Raw genomic sequence first — 16,209 nt, 5'->3', positions numbered from 1 at the left:
GCCGCCCCGCGCCCCCCCCCCCCCCCCCCCGGCGGGCGCCCCCCCCCCCCGGGGGGGGCCCCCGCCGGGAGGCCGGGGCCCCCCCCCCCGCCCGGGGCCGCCGGCCCCCGCCCGGGCCCGGAAGGTGCCAGGGCCCGGGGGATGTCAGGAGCCGTGCGGGCAGTTGCCCCGGTACTCCTCGATGGTGAGGCTGGGGCGGGGCAGCGGGCACAGGAACTGCTCGTAGCGGGTGTCGTTGTCGATGAACCGCTTCAGCCACGAGATGCTGTACTTCGCGATCGTCGTGTTCGATACGTTCGGCGCGAAGTGGGTGGCGTTGTTCAGCTCCAGGTAGGCCCGGTCCGTGCCGGAGGGCAGGCTGGAGTAGAAGGGCTCGGCGTGGGAGGCGACGGGGGCGACCGAGTCGCCGTCGGCCCCGATGATCATGGTGGGGGTCCGGACCTCGGGCCAGGTCTTGTCGAGGTTCCAGGGGGTGAGGGGGATCGCGGCCTGAAGGGACGGGCGGGACTTGGCCGCTTCCAGGCTGCCGCCGCCGCCCATGGAGTGGCCCATGACGCCGAGCCGGCTGCTGTCGATGCGGCCTCTGACGGAGCTGCGCTCGGTGAGGTAGTCCAGCGCCGCGAGGAGCTGCCGCCCGCGCGAGTCGGGCTGGTCGACCGTGGTGTTGGTGTCGATGGTGAACACGACGAAGCCCTGCGAGGCCAGGCGCGGGCCGAGCCAGGCGATGGAGGACTGGGTGGCGGTGAAGCCGGGTGAGATCACGACGGCGCCGAAGGTCCCGTCGCTGGTGCTGGTCGGGTAGTAGATGGTGCCGCCACCGAAGCCGGTGACGAGCAGCGAGGAGACCTCCGTCTCCGCGACGGAGTACGGCCCGCGCAGCGCCTCGATGCTGGCCTCGGTGGGCGCGGGGCCCCGCTCGTACGGGTTGTCCGCGGCGTGGGCGCTCGGGCTGCCGAGGGTGCCGAGCCCGATGACGGCGGCGATCGCGGCCGCGGCGCCCGCGAGCCGCCGCCGCGGCCCGTGGAACGCCCGGGGACGGGCGCTGGTGGCGCTGGTGTGGGGGTGTCGGTGCACGACGAGTCGTCCTCTCTGTCGTGGCGAGGGGCCCGGCCGGTGGCCGCCCATGGCTCGGGGGCGCGTGGGGTCGCGCTCCGCGGTGCGGCCGGACGGGCGTCGCCGTTGGACTTGCGCTGCCACTGTCGGGGGGCGCCCGGGCCGCGGGAATCGGCAATTTCACCGGTCTCCGGAGCGGGGTGGCGGGGTACGGCGACGGGGTACGGCGGGCCGGACCGCCGAGGGCCGCGGCGGTGACGGGGGCGCCAGGAGCCGGGGGCGCCCACCGGGCGGACGGGCGGGATGGGCGGACAGGAGGTGCGGGCCGGTGGTGGACCGACCGGTTTCACCACGCGTCACGGGCCGTGCCGAGCGAGGCGGTCCCGCCGGCGGCGGCACACCGGCCCGCGTCCTGCGCGCCGGCACGGGCCTGGGGGTGTCCTGCGCGCCGGCACGGGCCTGGGGACTCGCGGCTCGGGACTCCGAACCCGGGCTCTCGGGACTATCGGGCCTCGGGCCTCGGGCCTCTACGGCGCCTTCGGCGGCAAGGCCGGCGCCGATTCCGCCCGCGCGGCCTCCCCAAGGTTTCCGACGGGCCGCGGAAGGTACCCGCACCCTCCCGCGGAAGGCGGGTCGCACACCGCGTTTCCGCGCCTTCCGGATGCACGGTGCCCCGTCCGGGTGAATGGTGATATCAGGAGATACAGGGAAAAATGCACCACATCGGGGGACGGCAGGCGTCGGGACCGGTGGCCGCACCGGGGCCGACGCGGCGAATCAGGACCGAGGAGCTTCAGATCATGTCGACGACCCAGCCCGACGCGTCCCGGCCGTCCGGGGCCCGCACGTACGACGACCGCGCAACCCCGGACAACCTGCTCCACACCCGCAACGGCACCGAGGTGTCGCCGGAGGACCTGGTCCTCGCGGCCGGCAGGGACATCACCCCGCGCAACCTGGAATGGGCCAGGCGCAAGCTGGCCGCGGAGGGCCCTGCCGCCGTCGACAGGCTGCTGCCCTGACACCGTCCGCGCACGGTCACGGGCCCGGTTCCGGCCTCCACCGGAACCGGGCCCGCCGCGTGTCCGGGTCAGCCCGCCGAGCCGGGGCGCTCCCCGTCCCGGTCCTGCAGGTAGCCCGGGTAGCCGGAGGAGCCCGGCAGCGTCGTGTCGTCCTCGACGACGTGCACGGCGGCCTCCTCGGCACCGGCGGCCCCGCCGTCGACGCCGACGTCGTCGGCGACCGTCTCCTTGGTGGTGTCGGTGCGCACGCCCTCGTCCGGGGCGACCAGGCGGCCGGAGCGGTCCGTGCCCGCCTCGGGGTCGACCGGCTCGCCCTCCCCGCCCGGCTGGTCGCCCACGCCGTCCCCGGGCGACGCGGTCACGTCGGGCACCTCCTGCGACAGCCGCTCGTCGAGCGTCTCGCCGTCGTGCTGTTCGGCGGCCGTGACGCCGTGCTTGGTGACCCCGAGCGGCTTCTCCGGCGGGGAGTACCCCTCGTCGAGCGTGTCGTCGTAGGTGCGCTCGTCGACGGCGTCCTGCATGTCCAGCGGCGCGGCGTCCTCCTGCTCCTCGTTGCTTCCGGTGGGCTGGTAGGCGTCGTCCGCCATCGGGTCCGTGCCCATCACTGCCTCCCTTTCGAGCTGCGTCGCCTCGGTCCGTCCGCCCCGATCGTCCCGGCCGTCCTGACCGTCCCGGTCGTTCCGGTCGTGCTGACCGCCTTGGCCGTCCCGGCCGTCTCGATCGTCTCGGTGGCAGCATTCGCGTTTCCCGTTACGCGATCTCTAACCCCGGACACGGGCGCGCGGGTCCGTCAGGGGGCCGCGACGGGCCCGTCCGGTCTGCGGTCGCGCTGCTCGACCATCACGCGGCTCAGCTCCTCCGTCTCCGCCTCGGTCAGCCGGTCGAAACCTTCCTCGGTGATCACCGCCACGATCGGGAAGATCCGCCGGCCGAGGTCCGGGCCGCCGGTCGCGGAGTCGTCGTCCGCCGCGTCGTACAGGGCGTGCAGCGCGGCCAGGGCGGCCTCGCGCCGGGACAGATCCGGGCGGAACAGCTTCTTCAGCGCGCCCCGGGCGTACGGGGAGCCGGAGCCCTCGGCGTGGAAGTGCCGTTTCTCGTACAGGCCGCCGGCGGCGTCGTAGCCGAAGATGCGTCCGCGCGCGCCGTCCGGTGCCGTGTGGTCGTAGCCGGCCAGCAGCGGGACGACGGCGAGGCCCTGCATGGCCTGGCCGAGGTTCTGCCGGATCATGGCGGCCAGGCGGGTCGCCTTCGCCCCGAGGGTCATGGGGGTGCCCTCGACCTTCTCGAAGTGGGTCAGCTCGACCTGGTACAGCTTCACCATGTCGAGCGCGAGGCCCACGGTGCCCGCGAAGGCCAGCGCGGTGTGGTCGTCGGCGGGGTGGACCTTCTCCAGGTCGCGCTGGGCTATGAGGTTGCCCGCCGTGGCCCTGCGGTCGCCGGCGATCAGGACGCCGTCGCGGCAGGTGAGGGCGAGCACCGTGGTGCCGTGCGGGAACGCGTCGGGCGCGGCCCGGACACCGTCGGGCAGAAGGGGCCGCGTGGGCAGCAGCCCGGGGCGGTGCGCCGCCAGGAATTCGGTGAAGGAGGACGATCCCGGGGTGAAGAACTCTTCCCCCAGCCGGCCGTCCGTGCCGCTGCCTGCCATGCCGTCCCCCTTGCCTCACCGCGTCCCGTGAACCGACATCCCTGTCCTACCAGGCACCGACGGCCGGAAAACGCGCGGGTGTTCGCCGCATCCCGCGTCGGGCGTGCGCCGCGGGCCGCCGCGCGCCCGGCGGTCACGGGCTGCCCGAGGGGGTCACCCGGGACCGGCCGTGCCCTCTGCCGGGGGTGCGATGCGGACCTGGAGGTCGCCGATGCGGTACGGGGTCCAGGACCGGGCGTAGCCGGGCGGGGTGCCGCCCGGCCCGACGAGGGCGGCGACCGGCATCCGCCGGGCGGTGCTCACGATCTCGGCCGCGGTCGTGTTGGCGTTGTTGCCGTGGGTGTTGCCCGAGGAGCAGCCTGCGTAGTAGCCGAGCGGGATGGCTTCGTGGCCGGTGACCAGGCAGGGCGGCCGGACCCCGAGCCGGTGCAGCGTGGCGGCGGTGCGGGCCCAGTCGCGGCGGCTGTCGGTGTTGCGGTCCACGGTGTGCACCAGGACGGCCAGTTGCACCGCCAGGTGCCCGGCCAGCGCGACGGCGACCAGGGCCGCGGGCCAGGGCCGCCACCGCCCGTCCCGGGTCCGGGCGAGGTGCCACAGCGCGTCGGCGACGGGGAGGGCCAGCAGGGCGTAGGCGGGCTGGAGGAAGCGGGGCGCCGCGTACTCGATGGTGAACAGGTACGGCAGGGCGGCCGTCGTGGCGCAGGCGAGCGGGACCAGGGTGCGGGCGGTGCGCCCGGCGCGGACCGCGACGGCCAGGCCGGCGGCGGCGAGCACCGGCAGCGCGAACCACCACAGGGTGACCACGGGATGCGGCATCGGCCCGGTGCACGGGCGGCACAGGGCGCGGCCGCCCAGGCTGCGCAGCTGGTCGTCGACGGCGATGTGCCGGCCCAGGCCGCCCTGGATGCGGGAGGCGTCGGCGAGCCGCTGCGCGAGGCCGCCGTAACCGGCGTACGCCTCGATCACCCACGGCACTCCCCCGGCCGCCAGCCCGCCCACGAGGGCGAGCAGGAGCCACCCCCGGCGGCGGACGAGCGCGACGGCGAGCAGCGGCACGGTCACCCAGACGGCGTCGGTGGGCCGCATCCACGCCATGAGCGCGGCACCGGCCGCCACCCCCCACAGCGCCGCCGGGCCGGCGCCCCGCTCGCGGGCCCGCAGGAAGCAGCCGGCGCAGATCAGGGCGCCGACGGCGACCCAGTAGTTGGGCATGGCCTGCGGACCGTAGAAGAGCGTCACCCACAGGGTGGCGAAGAACGCGCCGGCCGTGGCCAGGACACGGGCCGGGAACAGGCCCCGCCAGGCGCGCAGGGCCAGGTAGAGGGCGAGGCCGGACAGCAGGGCGAGATAGACGCGCAGCAGCGCGGTGGACGACGACCAGGACGCGACCGGCGCCACGAGCAGGGAGACGCCGCGGGAGCGCGGCGCGCTGAAGAAGGCGGCCGGGGTGTGGGAGGTGACCTGGCTGACGTAGACGGTCTCGTCCCAGCCGAGGCCCATGCCCGGGCGGACGAGGACGAGCTGGGCGAGGGTGAAGGCGGCGGCCACGGCGGCGAGCGGACGGCCGTCGCGCGCACGCGGGGGTGCGCCGGAACCGGTCGCCGGGCCACGTCGCCGCACGCCCGCCACGGTGGCGTTCGCGCCGTCGGCCATGGTCACCCCTCACCCTGTGCGAAATCCGCGTGAGCCTACGTGAGCCCGCGTGAGCCTACGTGAGCCCGCGTGAGCCCGCGTGAGCCTACGTGAGCCCGCGTGATCCCTGTGTGAACACCGACAAACTAACCCGGGTGCGGCGGGCGTGCAGGGCGGAATACGGCCGGTCGCCTGACGCCGCCGCCCCGCCCGAACGCCTGGTACGCGCGCCCCGTCCGAGACTCCGGTCACGCCGGGTCAGAGGGCGTTCGGCCTGCGGTGCGGGGGCTGCTCCGGCGCCGGGCGCGGCTTCGGCGCGGGGATGGCGCGGGTGACGGGGCCGTCGCCGTTCACGGTCAGCGCCGTGCCGTGGTGACGGATCCTCAGGGGCGGGCCGGACAGCAGGGTGTACGTGGCCTTGTCGGCGCCGATCTCCACGCGCAGGCACCGGCCGCGGAACTGGAGCCGGAAGGCCAGGCGGCTGAACTTCTCCGGCAGGCGCGGCGCGAAGGAGAGGTGTTCCTCCTCGCGGCGGGTGCCGCCGAACCCGGCGACCAGCGCCATCCAGGTGCCCGCCAGCGAGGCGATGTGCAGTCCGTCGCGGGTGTTGTGCTCCAGGTCGGCCAGGTCCATCAGGGCGGCCTCGGCGGTGTAGTCGTAGGCCAGGCGCAGATGGCCGGTCTGGGCGGCGACGACGGCCTGGCAGCAGGCCGACAGGGAGGAATCCCGGACGGTCAGCGGTTCGTAGTAGGCGAAGTTGCGGGCGATCTGCTCCTCGTCGCAGTACTCGTCGAAGAACCGGCCGCAGGTGTACATGGCCAGGACCAGGTCGGCCTGTTTGACCACCTGTTTACGGTAGAGGTCGAAGTAGGGGAAGTGCAGCATCAGCGGGTACTGGTCGGCCCGGGTGCGGGCGAAGTCCCAGCGCTGGTGGCGGGTGAAGCCCTCGTGCTGCTCGTGGACGCCCAGTTCGTGGTTGTAGGGGACGTGCACGGCCTCGGCGGCGTCCCGCCAGGCGGCGGACTCCTCGTCGTCGACGCCGAACCGGGCCGCCACGTCGGGGTGGCGTTCGCACACCTCGGCGGCGGCGAGCAGGTTCGCCCGCGCCATGAGGTTGGTGTACACGTTGTCGTCGGCGATGGCGCTGTACTCGTCGGGGCCGGTGACGCCGTCGATGTGGAAGGTGCCGTGGTGGTCGTGGTGGCCGAGCGAGCGCCACAGGCGGGCCGTCTCCACCAGCAGTTCCAGGCCGGTGTCGCGTTCGAAGTCGGCGTCGCCGGTGGCCGCCGCGTAGCGCACCGCGGCGTGCGCGATGTCGGCGTTGACGTGGAAGGCGGCGGTGCCGGCCGGCCAGTACGCCGACCCCTCCGAGCCGTCGATGGTGCGCCAGGGGAAGGCGGCGCCGCGCAGGCCGAGCTGGGCGGCGCGGTCCCGGGCGGCGGGCAGGGTGTCCCGGCGCCAGCGCAGCGCCTCGGCGACGGCCTTGGGGGCGGTGTAGGTGAGGACGGGCAGCACGAACATCTCGGTGTCCCAGAAGGCGTGCCCGTCGTAGCCGGAGCCGGTCAGCCCCTTGGCGGGGATGGCCCGCTGCTCGGCGCGGGCGCCGGCCTGGAGCACGTGGAAGAGGCCGAAGCGGACGGCCTGCTGGATCTCCTCGTCGCCGTCGACCTCGACGTCCGCGCGGCCCCAGAAGTCGTCGAGGTAGGCCCGCTGCTCCTCCACCAGGCCGTCCCAGCCGCTGTGGGCCGCCGCCGCGAGGGCCGCCTCGACCTGGTCGCTCATCGCGGGCCGGGAGCGGGTCCCCGACCAGCCGTGGGCGACGGTCTTCTGCACCCGCAGCCGCTGCCCCGGCTCCAGGACCGAGGTGATGGTCAGCCGGGCCACGTCCACGTTGCTCTCCGTGCTGGTGCTGGTCCGCTCGGGCCCCTCGACGACGTGGTCGGCGGCGACGGCGACCCGCAGGCCGCTGGTGCGGGTGCGGTGCACCAGGCGCAGCCGGGTCCCGGCCGCCATGTCCTCCTCCGGTTCCAGCGGGGACTTCAGCGCCTTGGCGGTGCGCGGGTCGCCGTCGGGGCCGGGCAGGCTCTCGTTGGCGACCAGCTCGGACTGGATCACCACCCGGGTCCTGCTGTCGAGGGGCTCCACCTCGTACGACACGGCGGCGATCGCCCGCTGGGTGAGGGAGACCAGCCGGGTGGAGCGCACCCGGACCGTGGAACCGGCCGGGGAGGTCCACTCACAGAACCGTTCCAGCACGCCGCGGCGCAGGTCCAGGGTGCGCTCGTGCTTGACGAGCCGCCCGTAGCGCAGGTCGAAGGGCTCGTCGTCGACGAGGAGGCGCAGCACCTTGCCGTTGGTGACGTTGATGACCGTCTGGCCGGATTCCGGGTAGCCGTAGCCGGCCTCGGCGTAGGGCAGCGGGTGCAGTTCGTAGACGCCGTTGAGGTAGCTGCCGGGCAGGCCGTGCGGTTCGCCCTCGTCGAGGTTGCCGCGCCAGCCGACGTGCCCGTTGGACAGGGCGAAGACGGACTCGCTCTGGGCGAGCAGGTCGAGGTTGAGCGCGGTCTCGCGCACCGACCACGGTTCGACGGTGTACGTCCGGTTGGTGATCACGCCTGGCCCCCCAGCTCGGCGAGGTCCTTCACCACGCGGTCGGCGCCGTGCGCGTAGAGGGCGTCGGTCTGGCCGACGCGGTCGACGCCGACGACGTACCCGAAGCGGCCCGCGCGGCCGGCGTCCATGCCGGCCAGGGCGTCCTCGAAGACGGCGGCGCGGGACGGCTCGACGCCGAGGTCGCGGGCGGCGGCGAGGAAGGTGTCGGGGCGCGGTTTGCCCGGCAGCTTGCGCTCGGCGGCCACCACGCCGTCGATCCGTACGTCGAACAGGCGCTCGGCGTCGATGGAGCGCAGTACGTCCCGGGTGTTGGCGCTGGAGGAGACGATCGCGGTGCGCAGGCCCTGGGCGCGCACGGCCTCGATGTAGCGCAGGGTGCCGTCGTACGCCTCGACGCCCTGGGTGCGGATCTTCTCCAGGAGCAGCTCGTTCTTGCGGTTGCCGACGCCGTTGACCGTCTGCGCGTCCGGCGGGTCGCCGGGGCTTCCCTCGGGCAGTTCGATGCCGCGGGAGGCGAGGAAGGCGCGTACGCCGTCGGCGCGCGGGCGCCCGTCGACGTACTCGTCGTAGTCGGCGTCGGTGAAGGGGCGGAAGTCCGCGCCGTCCCGCTCGCGCAGGAACGCGTCGAACGTCTCCTTCCAGGCGGCGGCGTGCACCACCGCCGTCCTGGTGACGACCCCGTCGAGGTCGAAGAGGCAGGCCTGGATGGTTTCGGGGAGACCGAGCTGCGTCGTCATACAGGTCACGGTTCCCCGCCCGGCCCGATCCCACCGGGTGGCCCGCGCCACAACCGCCGTACGGGGGGCGCGGGCCGGGTGCACCGGAGGGACGGGCGGCCGGGCTCCCCCTGGCGTGGCGCGGCTCGCCGGGTGACACACTCTGCGGTGTGCCGCTGACTTTCGACGACCTTCTCGCCCGGGCCCGCAGCCTCACCGGGGGCGGACGGCGCGCGATCCTCGGCATCGCGGGCAGCCCCGGCTCGGGCAAGACGACACTGGCCGAGCACCTGGTACGGGAGCTGAACGGGCAGGAGGCCGAGCCGTGGGCGGCGCACGTGCCCATGGACGGCTTCCACCTCGCCGACGCCGAACTGGAGCGGCTCGGCCGCCGGGACCGCAAAGGGGCGCCGGACACGTTCGACGCGGCCGGGTACGCGGCGCTGCTGCGGCGGCTGCGTGAGGAAGGCGGGCACGCGGACGGCGAGGCCGTGTACGCGCCCGGGTTCGAACGCGTGCTGGAGCAGCCGATCGCCGGGGCCGTCCCGGTGCCGCCGCAGGCGCGGCTGGTGGTGACGGAGGGCAACTACCTGCTGCTGGAGACCGGCGCCTGGGCGCGGGTGCGCCCGCAGCTGGACGAGGTGTGGTTCTGCGAGACGCCCGAGGAGGAGCGGATCCGGCGGCTCGTCGCCCGGCACGTGGAGTTCGGCAAGTCGCACGCGGACGCCGTGGCGTGGGTGCGCGGGACGGACCAGCGCAACGCCGACCTGGTGGCCACGACCCGGGACCGGGCCGACCTCGTGGTGCCGGTGACGGCACTGCCCTCCGTCCGCCCGGGCGGGTGAGCGCCGGCCGGCCGCTCCGGCGTCTCCCGCGGCCGGACGGTGTCAGGCGTGCTGGAAGCCCTCGGCGCTCACGTGGGGCATCACGCGGCTCGTGACGCGGTAACGGCCGTTGGGCACGTCCGCGGACCGGGTGATGTGGACGGCGAGAGGACCGGCCCATTCGTAGCCGTGCCGCTCGGCGTGCCGTACCAGGCTGTCGGTGAGCGCCTGGCCCACACGGCTTCTGTGGGGCGCCAGCTCCTCGTGGACGGGGTCGGCGAGTTCGACGTCGTAGGCGTTGGGGACGATCACCCGGTCCGCGGCGCAGACCACGGCGTGGCGGTCACACTCGGCGCGCAGGGCGTCGAGCAGCTCCACGGGTTCCTTGCCGAGGACCCGTGCCCACAGCGCCTCCCATCGGTTCTCCAGGGCCTCTTCCAGAGCGCTGAGTGCGCCCATGCGTCTTCACCTGCTCCGTCGTGTCGGGGTCGGATGCCGCCGGGCGGCGGTGTCACTCCTCGTCGTAGTCGTCAGGACGTACCTGCGCCTCCTCCAGGGCCTCGCGCATCGTGCGGCCGGTGGCGCCCTGCGGACGGGACGCGCGTTCCTCGCGCTGGTCGAGCACGTCGTCGGTGGTCTCGGTCTTCGGCCGGTTCTCTTCCGGAACGGTCATGGCGGCGGCTCCTCATCGGTCGTGATCGGTCGTGATCGGTCGTGTCGGGATCTTCCGGCTCCGTCGTGCCGGGCCGGGTCTTCCTGGGCGGCGGGTTCCCGGACCGGGCGCGGGTATCCATCCGCACCGGCCCCGGACGCATCCCTCACCGAGGCGCCGGCCGAGCGGGGCACCGGGCGCCGGTCACGCCCCGGCGCCGGGGACGCGGCGTCGGCGGACGGGCACGGCACACCGGCGGCGCGCCGCCTCACGGGCCCGGCCCCGGACCGTCTTTCCGGACGCCGGTGCTCGTCCGCGCGAGCCCGCCTGCGCCGGTCCCGTCCGCGCCGGTCCGGCGCGCGCCGGAAGCGAGTGGCGACAGGGCGGACATCGGGCCCGTCCCTGTGTGCGATGCTCGTCGCGTGACGAGCGAGCACGCCACGCCGGCGGGTTCCGGCACCGCGCCCGACCTGGCCGCGCTGGCCAAGGTCGTCGCCAGGCAGCGTGCCGAGATGGACCGGCTGCGCGACCTGGCGGCGGGGTCGGCCGTCGTGGAGCGGGCCAAGGGTGCCGTGATGGCGCTGACCGGCTGCTCCGCGCAGGCCGCGGGCGAGGCGCTGCTGGAACGCGCCGAGGCGGCGGGCCGCACCCTGCTGGAGGAGTGCTGGGTCACCCTCGGGGATCTCGGCGGCGGCGATCCGCCGCGCCCGGGCACGCCGCCCCGTGATCCGCGGCCCGCCGTCGCGGCCCCCGGCACCGGCTCCCGCCCCACCGGCCACGACGTCCCCCCGCCGCCCCCGGCGGGCGACGGCGTCCCCGCCGCCCTCGCCCGCCTCGCCCGGGCCCTCGTCCACGTCGGCACACCGCAGGACCTGGCCCGCTGTCTGCTGGAGCACCTCGCGCCGGACGCCGGGGCCGACGCCGTCATGCTCTACGCCCGCCTGCCTTCCGGCGGGCTCGAACTGATCGGGCACGCCGGCATCGACGAGACGCTGGCCGCCCAGTGGCACCGGGTCCCTCCGCTCGACGGGGTGGCGGCACTGGAGGCCTTGCGGGACCGCCGGCCGCGCTGGCTGGAGGACGTCGAACAGGACCGGGAGCGCTACCTGCTGATCGGGGATCCGCCCGAGCGCTGGCGGTCGCGGGCCTGGCTGCCCGTGGCGGCCGGGGAGGCGGGCGAAGTCTGCCTCGGTGTGCTGCGCCGCGGCGGCGGCCCGTTCCCGCCGGCCGCCCGCGAGCACCTCAAGGCCGTCGCCCTGCTGTGCGCCGGGCGGCTGCGGACGTTCGGGACCCGCCGGCCCGGGCGCGCCGTGAGCGGCCCCGCCGACGCCGTGCGCCGCGTGCTCGACGCGCTGCCGGTCGCGGTGATGCTGCTCACTCCCCTGCGGGCGCCGTCCGGGGAGGTCCAGGACTACCGCATCGACGCGGCGACCGAGCAGGCGGCGGACGTCGTCGGCCGCGGCGGCGGGGAGCCGGCCGGCCGGCGGCTCACGGAGTGCCTGCCGGCCGCCGAGAGCGAACCGCTGCTGCGGGGCTGCCTGCACACGCTGCTCACCGGGGAGCCCTACGAGGGCGCGCCGTTCGCGCACCAGAAGATCGTGTCCGGTGTCGCGGAACTGTCCACCTACTCGGTGCGGGTGGCGGCACTGGACGGCCGGCTGGTCCTGACCTGGCTGCGGCACGACTCCTCCGACCGGCAGGAGCAGCGGCTGGCGGACCTCCAGCGGCTGGGCAACCTCGGCTGGGCCACCTGGAACCTGGCCACCCACGAGGCCGCCTGGTCGTCCCAGGTGTTCGCCATCTTCGGCCGGGACCCGGCACACGGCCCGGTCCGCCTCACCGACCTGCCCGGCCTGGCGCTGCCCGACGAGGCGCCCGCGCTGGACCGCGCCGTGCGGGCCCTGACCGTCGAGGGACGGCCCCTGGACCTCCCGTTCCGGACCAGGACGCCGGCCGGGGTCCGGCATCTGCGGTTCGTCGCCGAGGCCGTGACGGGCATCGACGGCGCCCCCGTGGAGGTGCTCGGCTTCGTGCAGGACCTGACCGCGCTGCGGCGGGCGGAGCTGGCCCTCGTCGAGAGCGAACGGGCGATGGTCACCCAGTACGACGTCCTGCGGGCGGAGCGCACCCTGGCCGCCCGGCTCCAGCACGCGCTGCTGCCGCTGCCCCGGCAGCCACTGCGCCCGGCCGGGCTGCGCGTCGAGGTGGCGTACCTGCCCGCGCAGTCGGGGGTGCACGTCGGCGGCGACTGGTTCAGCGCCATCGAACTGCCCGACGGCGACGCCCTGTTCGTCGTCGGCGACGTGGCCGGTCACGGCGTGGACGCCGTCGCCACGATGGCCCAGCTCCGCTTCACCGCCAAGGGCATGGTCATCACCGGTTCCTCGCTCACCGGAGCGCTGGCCCGTCTGAACACGCTGCTGCTGCACTCCCGGGGCTCCCACGGCACGGCCAGCATGGTCCTGGCCCGCTACCAGCCCGGCACGCGCCGGCTGCTGTGGGCCCAGGCGGGCCATCCGCCGCCGCTGCTGCTGCGCGCCGGCCGGGCCCGCTACCTCGACCGCCCGAGCGGCATCCTGCTCGGCGCGACCACCACCCCCGTCTTCAGGGAGGCGGAGTGCCGGCTGCGGCCGGGGGACCGGATCGTCCTCTACACGGACGGCCTGGTCGAACGGCCGCCCGAGAGCATCGACCGGGGCCTGGAACGCCTCGCGCGGGCCGCCGCGGCCCACCCTCCCGACGAGCCCGGCTCCCTCGACGCGCTGCTCGCCGCGATGCTGGAGGAGGGGCGGCGGGACGACGTGTGCGTCCTCGACGTCCGGGTGCCCGGCCGGGCGGACGCGGGGCCTGACCACGGAAGGCGGGGTCAGTCCGCGGAAAGCGGGGCCTGACCACGGAAGGCGAGGTCAGTCCGCGGAAGGCGAGGTCAGTCCGCGGGATGGCCGGGCCGGATGGTGCGGGCGTCGGTGAGCCGCAGCAGCGGCGCCGGGGCGGTCTCGGGGGCGTCCCCGGCGGACGCCTCGCGCCGCCCGCCCCATGCGACCGGATCCAGGACGAACCCGACGTGGTCGCCGCCCTCCACCCGCCGCAGGACCCGGCCGACGAACCAGGCAGGCGCGTCCTCCAGCACGACGGCCCCGCCGTGCTCCTCCCGCCACCGAACGTGCGCGAACTTGTCGACGTGGTCGCCGGTCTCCCCGCCGAAGAGCTCGGCGAGCGCGCGCTGCTCCCGGGCGAGCAAGTGCACGGCCAGGACGTCCGCGGTCCGCGCCACCCGGAAGGTCCGGTTGGCCTCGGACAGCCAGACGACGAACCGCACCGGGTGGAGGGAGCACTGCGAGGAGAACCCGACCAGGCAGCCGGCCCGTTCCCCGCCCGCCGCGGCCGTCACCACACACATGTCGGGGTCGAGCCGCCCGACGAAGACGTCCATGTCCCCCGCGTCCGCCGTATCTCCCGCGTCCGCCGCGCTTGCGCTCTCCATGGTCAGGCGCCTCCTGTCCGCCGTGGCGGCACCCGGTCGTCGCTCACCCGCCACGACACCACGCGCCGGCCACTCCCGCCATCCCGGACACGTCTTCCCGGCGCCCGGCCGTTCAGCCGCCCCTCAGCGGCCCGGAGCGCCCCCGGCCCGCAGGAAGCGGTGCAGGGACGCCGTCACGGCGGCGACGAAGTCGTCCCTGCGCCGGTCGTCGAGGGCGTCCAGGGACAGGTAGGGGTTGAGGTCCTCCAGCTCGACCAGCAGCAGCTCACCGCCGGGCGCCCGGCAGGCGTCGACCCGCTGGATGCCGTGGCCGAGGCCGTTCCAGTCGATGAAGCGGCGGGCGAACTCCAGGTCGGCGGGGGCGGGTTCGTACGGCGCCAGTTCCCAGCGGCGGCCGGGGTCCGGCGCGTGGAGGGCGTACTGGAAGTCGTGGTCGACGAAGTAGAAGGAGACCTCGTAGGCGAAGTCGACGCACGGCTGGACGAGCACGTCCCCGGCCGCCGTGCGCACCGCGTCGCGGACCCCGTCCGCGGGCAGCACCCGCAGCCCCAGGGAATCGGCTCCCCGCTTCGGCTTGACGACGTACCGCTCGCTGCGGGGCAGCAGATGCAGGTCCTCGGCGCGGTCCACGGTGGGGATGACCGGATACCCTGCCGCCGTCAGGTCCAGCAGGTACTGCTTGCCGGCCATGTCCGCCTTGCCCGTCAGCGGGTTGTAGACGAGGGTCCCGCGGGCGGCGGCGCGTTCGCGGAAGGCGTCGTAGGCGTCCTGGTGGGCGAGGACGGGGCCGCTGTTGCGGACGACGACGGCGTCGAAGGCGTCCAGCAGCGCGGCGGTGTCCCGCGGATGGCACAGCGCCAGGTCGAAGTCGGCGCGGAGCCGGGAGGTCAGGAAGATGTCCTCGTCGCAGTAGCGCCGCCCGCGCGCCGGGTAGGACAGATCGGTGACGTAGAGGAGGCGGGGACGGACGGGTGACATGCGGAACTCCTGAGTAATGGCGAGAAATGATCGTACGCGATCGAAAACCGTCGATTCTCTGTCGGTTCGCGAACAGGGCAGCGCTCCCCTCGCTCCTCGCCCCTCGCCCTTCGCCCTTCGCCCTTCGCCCTTCGCCCGCGACAGGTACCAAGTCCCCCACACACAGCACCGAGTGCCATCCGGGCCGGTCGGGTGCTACGTTCCCCACCATGAGCTCCAGCAGTGCGGCGACCCGCCGCGACGGGAAGGCGGAGGCGGCGGGCGGGAAGCCGCCGATGCGGGAGGCCCTGGTGGCGGCGGCCTTCCGGCTGTTCCTGGAGCGGGGCTACGAACAGACCACCGTCGACGACATCGTGGCGCTCGCCGGGGTCGGACGGCGGTCCTTCTTCCGCTACTTCCCGTCCAAGGAGGACGTGGTCTTCCCCGACCACGAGCGCTGCCTGGCCGACATGACGGCCTTCCTGGCCGCCTCCGCCACGGACGACGAGCCGGTGCGGCGGGTGTGCGACGCGGCCCGGCTGGTGCTGCGCATGTACGCCGAGAACCCGTCCTTCTCGGTGCAGCGCTACCGCCTGACCCGGCAGGTTCCCGGACTGCGCGCGTACGAGCTGTCGGTGGTCTGGCGCTACGAGCGCGCCCTGGCCGCGTACCTGCGGGGGCGGTTCGCCGGCCACCGGGACGGCACGCTGCGGGCCGACGTGATCGCCGCCGCGGTGGTCGCCGCGCACAACAACGCCCTGCGCTCCTGGTTGCGTTCGGACGCCCGGGGGGACGTGAGCGCGGCGGTGGACCACGCGCTGGGGTACGTGCAGTCCGCCTTCGGCGACGCCGCCGCGCCTCCCGGCCGCGAGGAGTCCGACGACGTGATGGTCGTCGTCTCCCGGCGCGGCGCACCCCTGTGGAGGGTGGTGCAGGAGATCGAGACCGCGCTCGGGCGACCCTGACCCGAACGAACAGGGTACGGAGTGCCTTTACGTCTGGCACTGAGTGCCATACCCTGTCGGGCGTGCGCGGTGGCACGGTGGCCGCGCACGCGCGTGCACGGTGACCGCGCACGCGGGATTCCGGCCGAGTGCAGGGAGTTGACAGCGTGTACCACCCCTCAGCAAGCGCCGCTCAGCAGGCGGCCGGCTCCGCGACGGGCGTGCTCGGCCCCAAGGCCCCGGACACCGAGGCCATCGTCTTCCAGCGCTGCACCTGGTGCGGCACCGCCATGTACCACCGGCTGCTGTGCCCGGTCTGCCGGGGCAGCGACCTGCGGACGGAGCGCAGCGACGGCACGGGAACGGTGCGCCGCTCCACGGTGGTGCACCGCAACACCCCCGCGGCGCGCAACGTGTCCCTGATCGAGATGGCCGAGGGGTTCGTGGTGCGCGGCCGGGTCATGGGCCCGCCCATCGGCATCCACAGCGGGGACCGGGTGCGGCTGTCCACGGCCAAGGACCCGGTGCGGGGCGAGCCGGTCTTCCAACTGGTCGACGAGCCGTACCGGGCCTGGACCTGACGACCGGTCGGCCGGTCGGCCGGTCAGCCGGTCAGCCGGTCAGCCGGTCAGCCGGTCAGCCGGTCAGCCGGTCAGCCGGCGAGTGT

General features: G+C 74.9%; 15 protein-coding genes. 5 read left to right on the top strand and 10 right to left on the bottom strand.

From position 1 onward, the window contains the following. Positions 1-144: 144 nt before the first annotated feature. Complete coding sequence (locus tag ABZ340_RS29040) at positions 145-1,074, bottom strand: alpha/beta hydrolase (RefSeq protein ID WP_358784803.1); 930 nt, start codon at positions 1,072-1,074, stop codon at positions 145-147. A gap of 779 nt (positions 1,075-1,853) precedes the next feature. Here ABZ340_RS29040 and ABZ340_RS29035 point away from each other — a divergent pair. Continuing rightward, complete coding sequence (locus tag ABZ340_RS29035; RefSeq protein WP_358784802.1) at positions 1,854-2,075, top strand: hypothetical protein; 222 nt, start codon at positions 1,854-1,856, stop codon at positions 2,073-2,075. Between the two features lie 68 nt (positions 2,076-2,143). Here ABZ340_RS29035 and ABZ340_RS29030 read toward each other — a convergent pair whose 3' ends face one another. From ABZ340_RS29030 to ABZ340_RS29010, 5 genes are all read right to left on the bottom strand, one after another. Further along, on the bottom strand, positions 2,144-2,677 hold the full coding sequence (locus ABZ340_RS29030) for a DUF5709 domain-containing protein (RefSeq protein WP_358784801.1): 534 nt from the start codon (positions 2,675-2,677) through the stop codon (positions 2,144-2,146). A gap of 188 nt (positions 2,678-2,865) precedes the next feature. Continuing rightward, entirely contained in the window at positions 2,866-3,720 is an 855-nt protein-coding gene (gene prcB / locus ABZ340_RS29025; RefSeq protein WP_358784800.1) for a proteasome subunit beta, read from the bottom strand. Positions 3,721-3,873: 153 nt separating this feature from the next. Beyond that, the gene (locus ABZ340_RS29020) at positions 3,874-5,373 is read right to left on the bottom strand and encodes a hypothetical protein (protein WP_358784799.1); all 1,500 of its coding nucleotides are present in this window, start codon (positions 5,371-5,373) and stop codon (positions 3,874-3,876) included. A gap of 237 nt (positions 5,374-5,610) precedes the next feature. Next, entirely contained in the window at positions 5,611-7,965 is a 2,355-nt protein-coding gene (locus tag ABZ340_RS29015; RefSeq protein WP_358784798.1) for a glycosyl hydrolase family 65 protein, read from the bottom strand. Next, entirely contained in the window at positions 7,962-8,702 is a 741-nt protein-coding gene (locus ABZ340_RS29010) for a beta-phosphoglucomutase family hydrolase (RefSeq protein ID WP_358784797.1), read from the bottom strand. Before ABZ340_RS29010 ends, ABZ340_RS29015 begins: the two co-directional genes overlap by 4 nt. A 149-nt stretch (positions 8,703-8,851) precedes the next feature. Between ABZ340_RS29010 and ABZ340_RS29005 the strand changes: the two genes are divergently transcribed. Beyond that, complete coding sequence (locus ABZ340_RS29005; RefSeq protein WP_358784796.1) at positions 8,852-9,526, top strand: nucleoside/nucleotide kinase family protein; 675 nt, start codon at positions 8,852-8,854, stop codon at positions 9,524-9,526. Between the two features lie 42 nt (positions 9,527-9,568). On the opposite strand, the gene ABZ340_RS29000 is transcribed toward ABZ340_RS29005, so the two are convergent. Beyond that, positions 9,569-9,964, bottom strand: coding sequence for a DUF3662 domain-containing protein (locus ABZ340_RS29000; protein WP_358784795.1), 396 nt, complete (start codon positions 9,962-9,964; stop codon positions 9,569-9,571). Positions 9,965-10,016: 52 nt separating this feature from the next. Beyond that, a complete protein-coding gene (locus ABZ340_RS28995; RefSeq protein ID WP_358784794.1) occupies positions 10,017-10,178 on the bottom strand; it encodes a hypothetical protein in 162 nt (53 codons plus the stop codon). A 491-nt stretch (positions 10,179-10,669) separates the two neighbouring features. On the opposite strand from ABZ340_RS28995, the gene ABZ340_RS28990 reads away from it, so the two are divergent. Then, entirely contained in the window at positions 10,670-13,048 is a 2,379-nt protein-coding gene (locus ABZ340_RS28990; RefSeq protein ID WP_358784809.1) for a SpoIIE family protein phosphatase, read from the top strand. 35 nt (positions 13,049-13,083) lie between these two features. On the opposite strand, the gene ABZ340_RS28985 is transcribed toward ABZ340_RS28990, so the two are convergent. Both ABZ340_RS28985 and ABZ340_RS28980 read right to left on the bottom strand, forming a co-directional pair. Then, positions 13,084-13,641, bottom strand: a complete 558-nt coding sequence (locus ABZ340_RS28985; protein WP_358784793.1) for a flavin reductase family protein — start codon at positions 13,639-13,641, stop codon at positions 13,084-13,086. 123 nt (positions 13,642-13,764) lie between these two features. Next, positions 13,765-14,619 (bottom strand): hypothetical protein, encoded by an 855-nt coding sequence (locus tag ABZ340_RS28980; protein WP_358784792.1) that lies wholly within the window; start codon positions 14,617-14,619, stop codon positions 13,765-13,767. 209 nt (positions 14,620-14,828) lie between these two features. On the opposite strand from ABZ340_RS28980, the gene ABZ340_RS28975 reads away from it, so the two are divergent. Beyond that, positions 14,829-15,563 carry a TetR family transcriptional regulator gene (locus ABZ340_RS28975; RefSeq protein ID WP_358784791.1) on the top strand — a complete coding sequence of 245 codons (735 nt, stop codon included), beginning with the start codon at positions 14,829-14,831 and terminating at the stop codon, positions 15,561-15,563. 146 nt (positions 15,564-15,709) lie between these two features. Next, positions 15,710-16,123, top strand: a complete 414-nt coding sequence (locus ABZ340_RS28970; protein ID WP_358784790.1) for a zinc ribbon domain-containing protein — start codon at positions 15,710-15,712, stop codon at positions 16,121-16,123. Positions 16,124-16,209: the final 86 nt, after the last annotated feature.

The organism is Streptomyces sp. NPDC006134, from assembly GCF_040628835.1.
Lineage (GTDB): Bacteria > Actinomycetota > Actinomycetes > Streptomycetales > Streptomycetaceae > Streptomyces.
This window is presented reverse-complemented; position numbering and strand designations above follow the sequence as displayed.

Excerpts from the sequence above, each read along its gene's own strand:
- ABZ340_RS28975 (WP_358784791.1), top strand. The coding sequence starts at position 14,829 with ATGAGCTCCAGCAGTGCGGCGACCCGCCGCGACGGGAAGGCGGAGGCG.
- ABZ340_RS29035 (WP_358784802.1), top strand. The coding sequence starts at position 1,854 with ATGTCGACGACCCAGCCCGACGCGTCCCGGCCGTCCGGGGCCCGCACG.
- ABZ340_RS28995 (WP_358784794.1), bottom strand. The coding sequence starts at position 10,178 with ATGACCGTTCCGGAAGAGAACCGGCCGAAGACCGAGACCACCGACGAC.
- ABZ340_RS29010 (WP_358784797.1), bottom strand. The coding sequence starts at position 8,702 with ATGACGACGCAGCTCGGTCTCCCCGAAACCATCCAGGCCTGCCTCTTC.
- ABZ340_RS29020 (WP_358784799.1), bottom strand. The coding sequence starts at position 5,373 with ATGGCCGACGGCGCGAACGCCACCGTGGCGGGCGTGCGGCGACGTGGC.
- prcB (WP_358784800.1), bottom strand. The coding sequence starts at position 3,720 with ATGGCAGGCAGCGGCACGGACGGCCGGCTGGGGGAAGAGTTCTTCACC.
- ABZ340_RS29030 (WP_358784801.1), bottom strand. The coding sequence starts at position 2,677 with ATGGGCACGGACCCGATGGCGGACGACGCCTACCAGCCCACCGGAAGC.
- ABZ340_RS29000 (WP_358784795.1), bottom strand. The coding sequence starts at position 9,964 with ATGGGCGCACTCAGCGCTCTGGAAGAGGCCCTGGAGAACCGATGGGAG.
- ABZ340_RS28985 (WP_358784793.1), bottom strand. The coding sequence starts at position 13,641 with ATGGAGAGCGCAAGCGCGGCGGACGCGGGAGATACGGCGGACGCGGGG.
- ABZ340_RS28980 (WP_358784792.1), bottom strand. The coding sequence starts at position 14,619 with ATGTCACCCGTCCGTCCCCGCCTCCTCTACGTCACCGATCTGTCCTAC.
- ABZ340_RS28990 (WP_358784809.1), top strand. The coding sequence starts at position 10,670 with ATGGACCGGCTGCGCGACCTGGCGGCGGGGTCGGCCGTCGTGGAGCGG.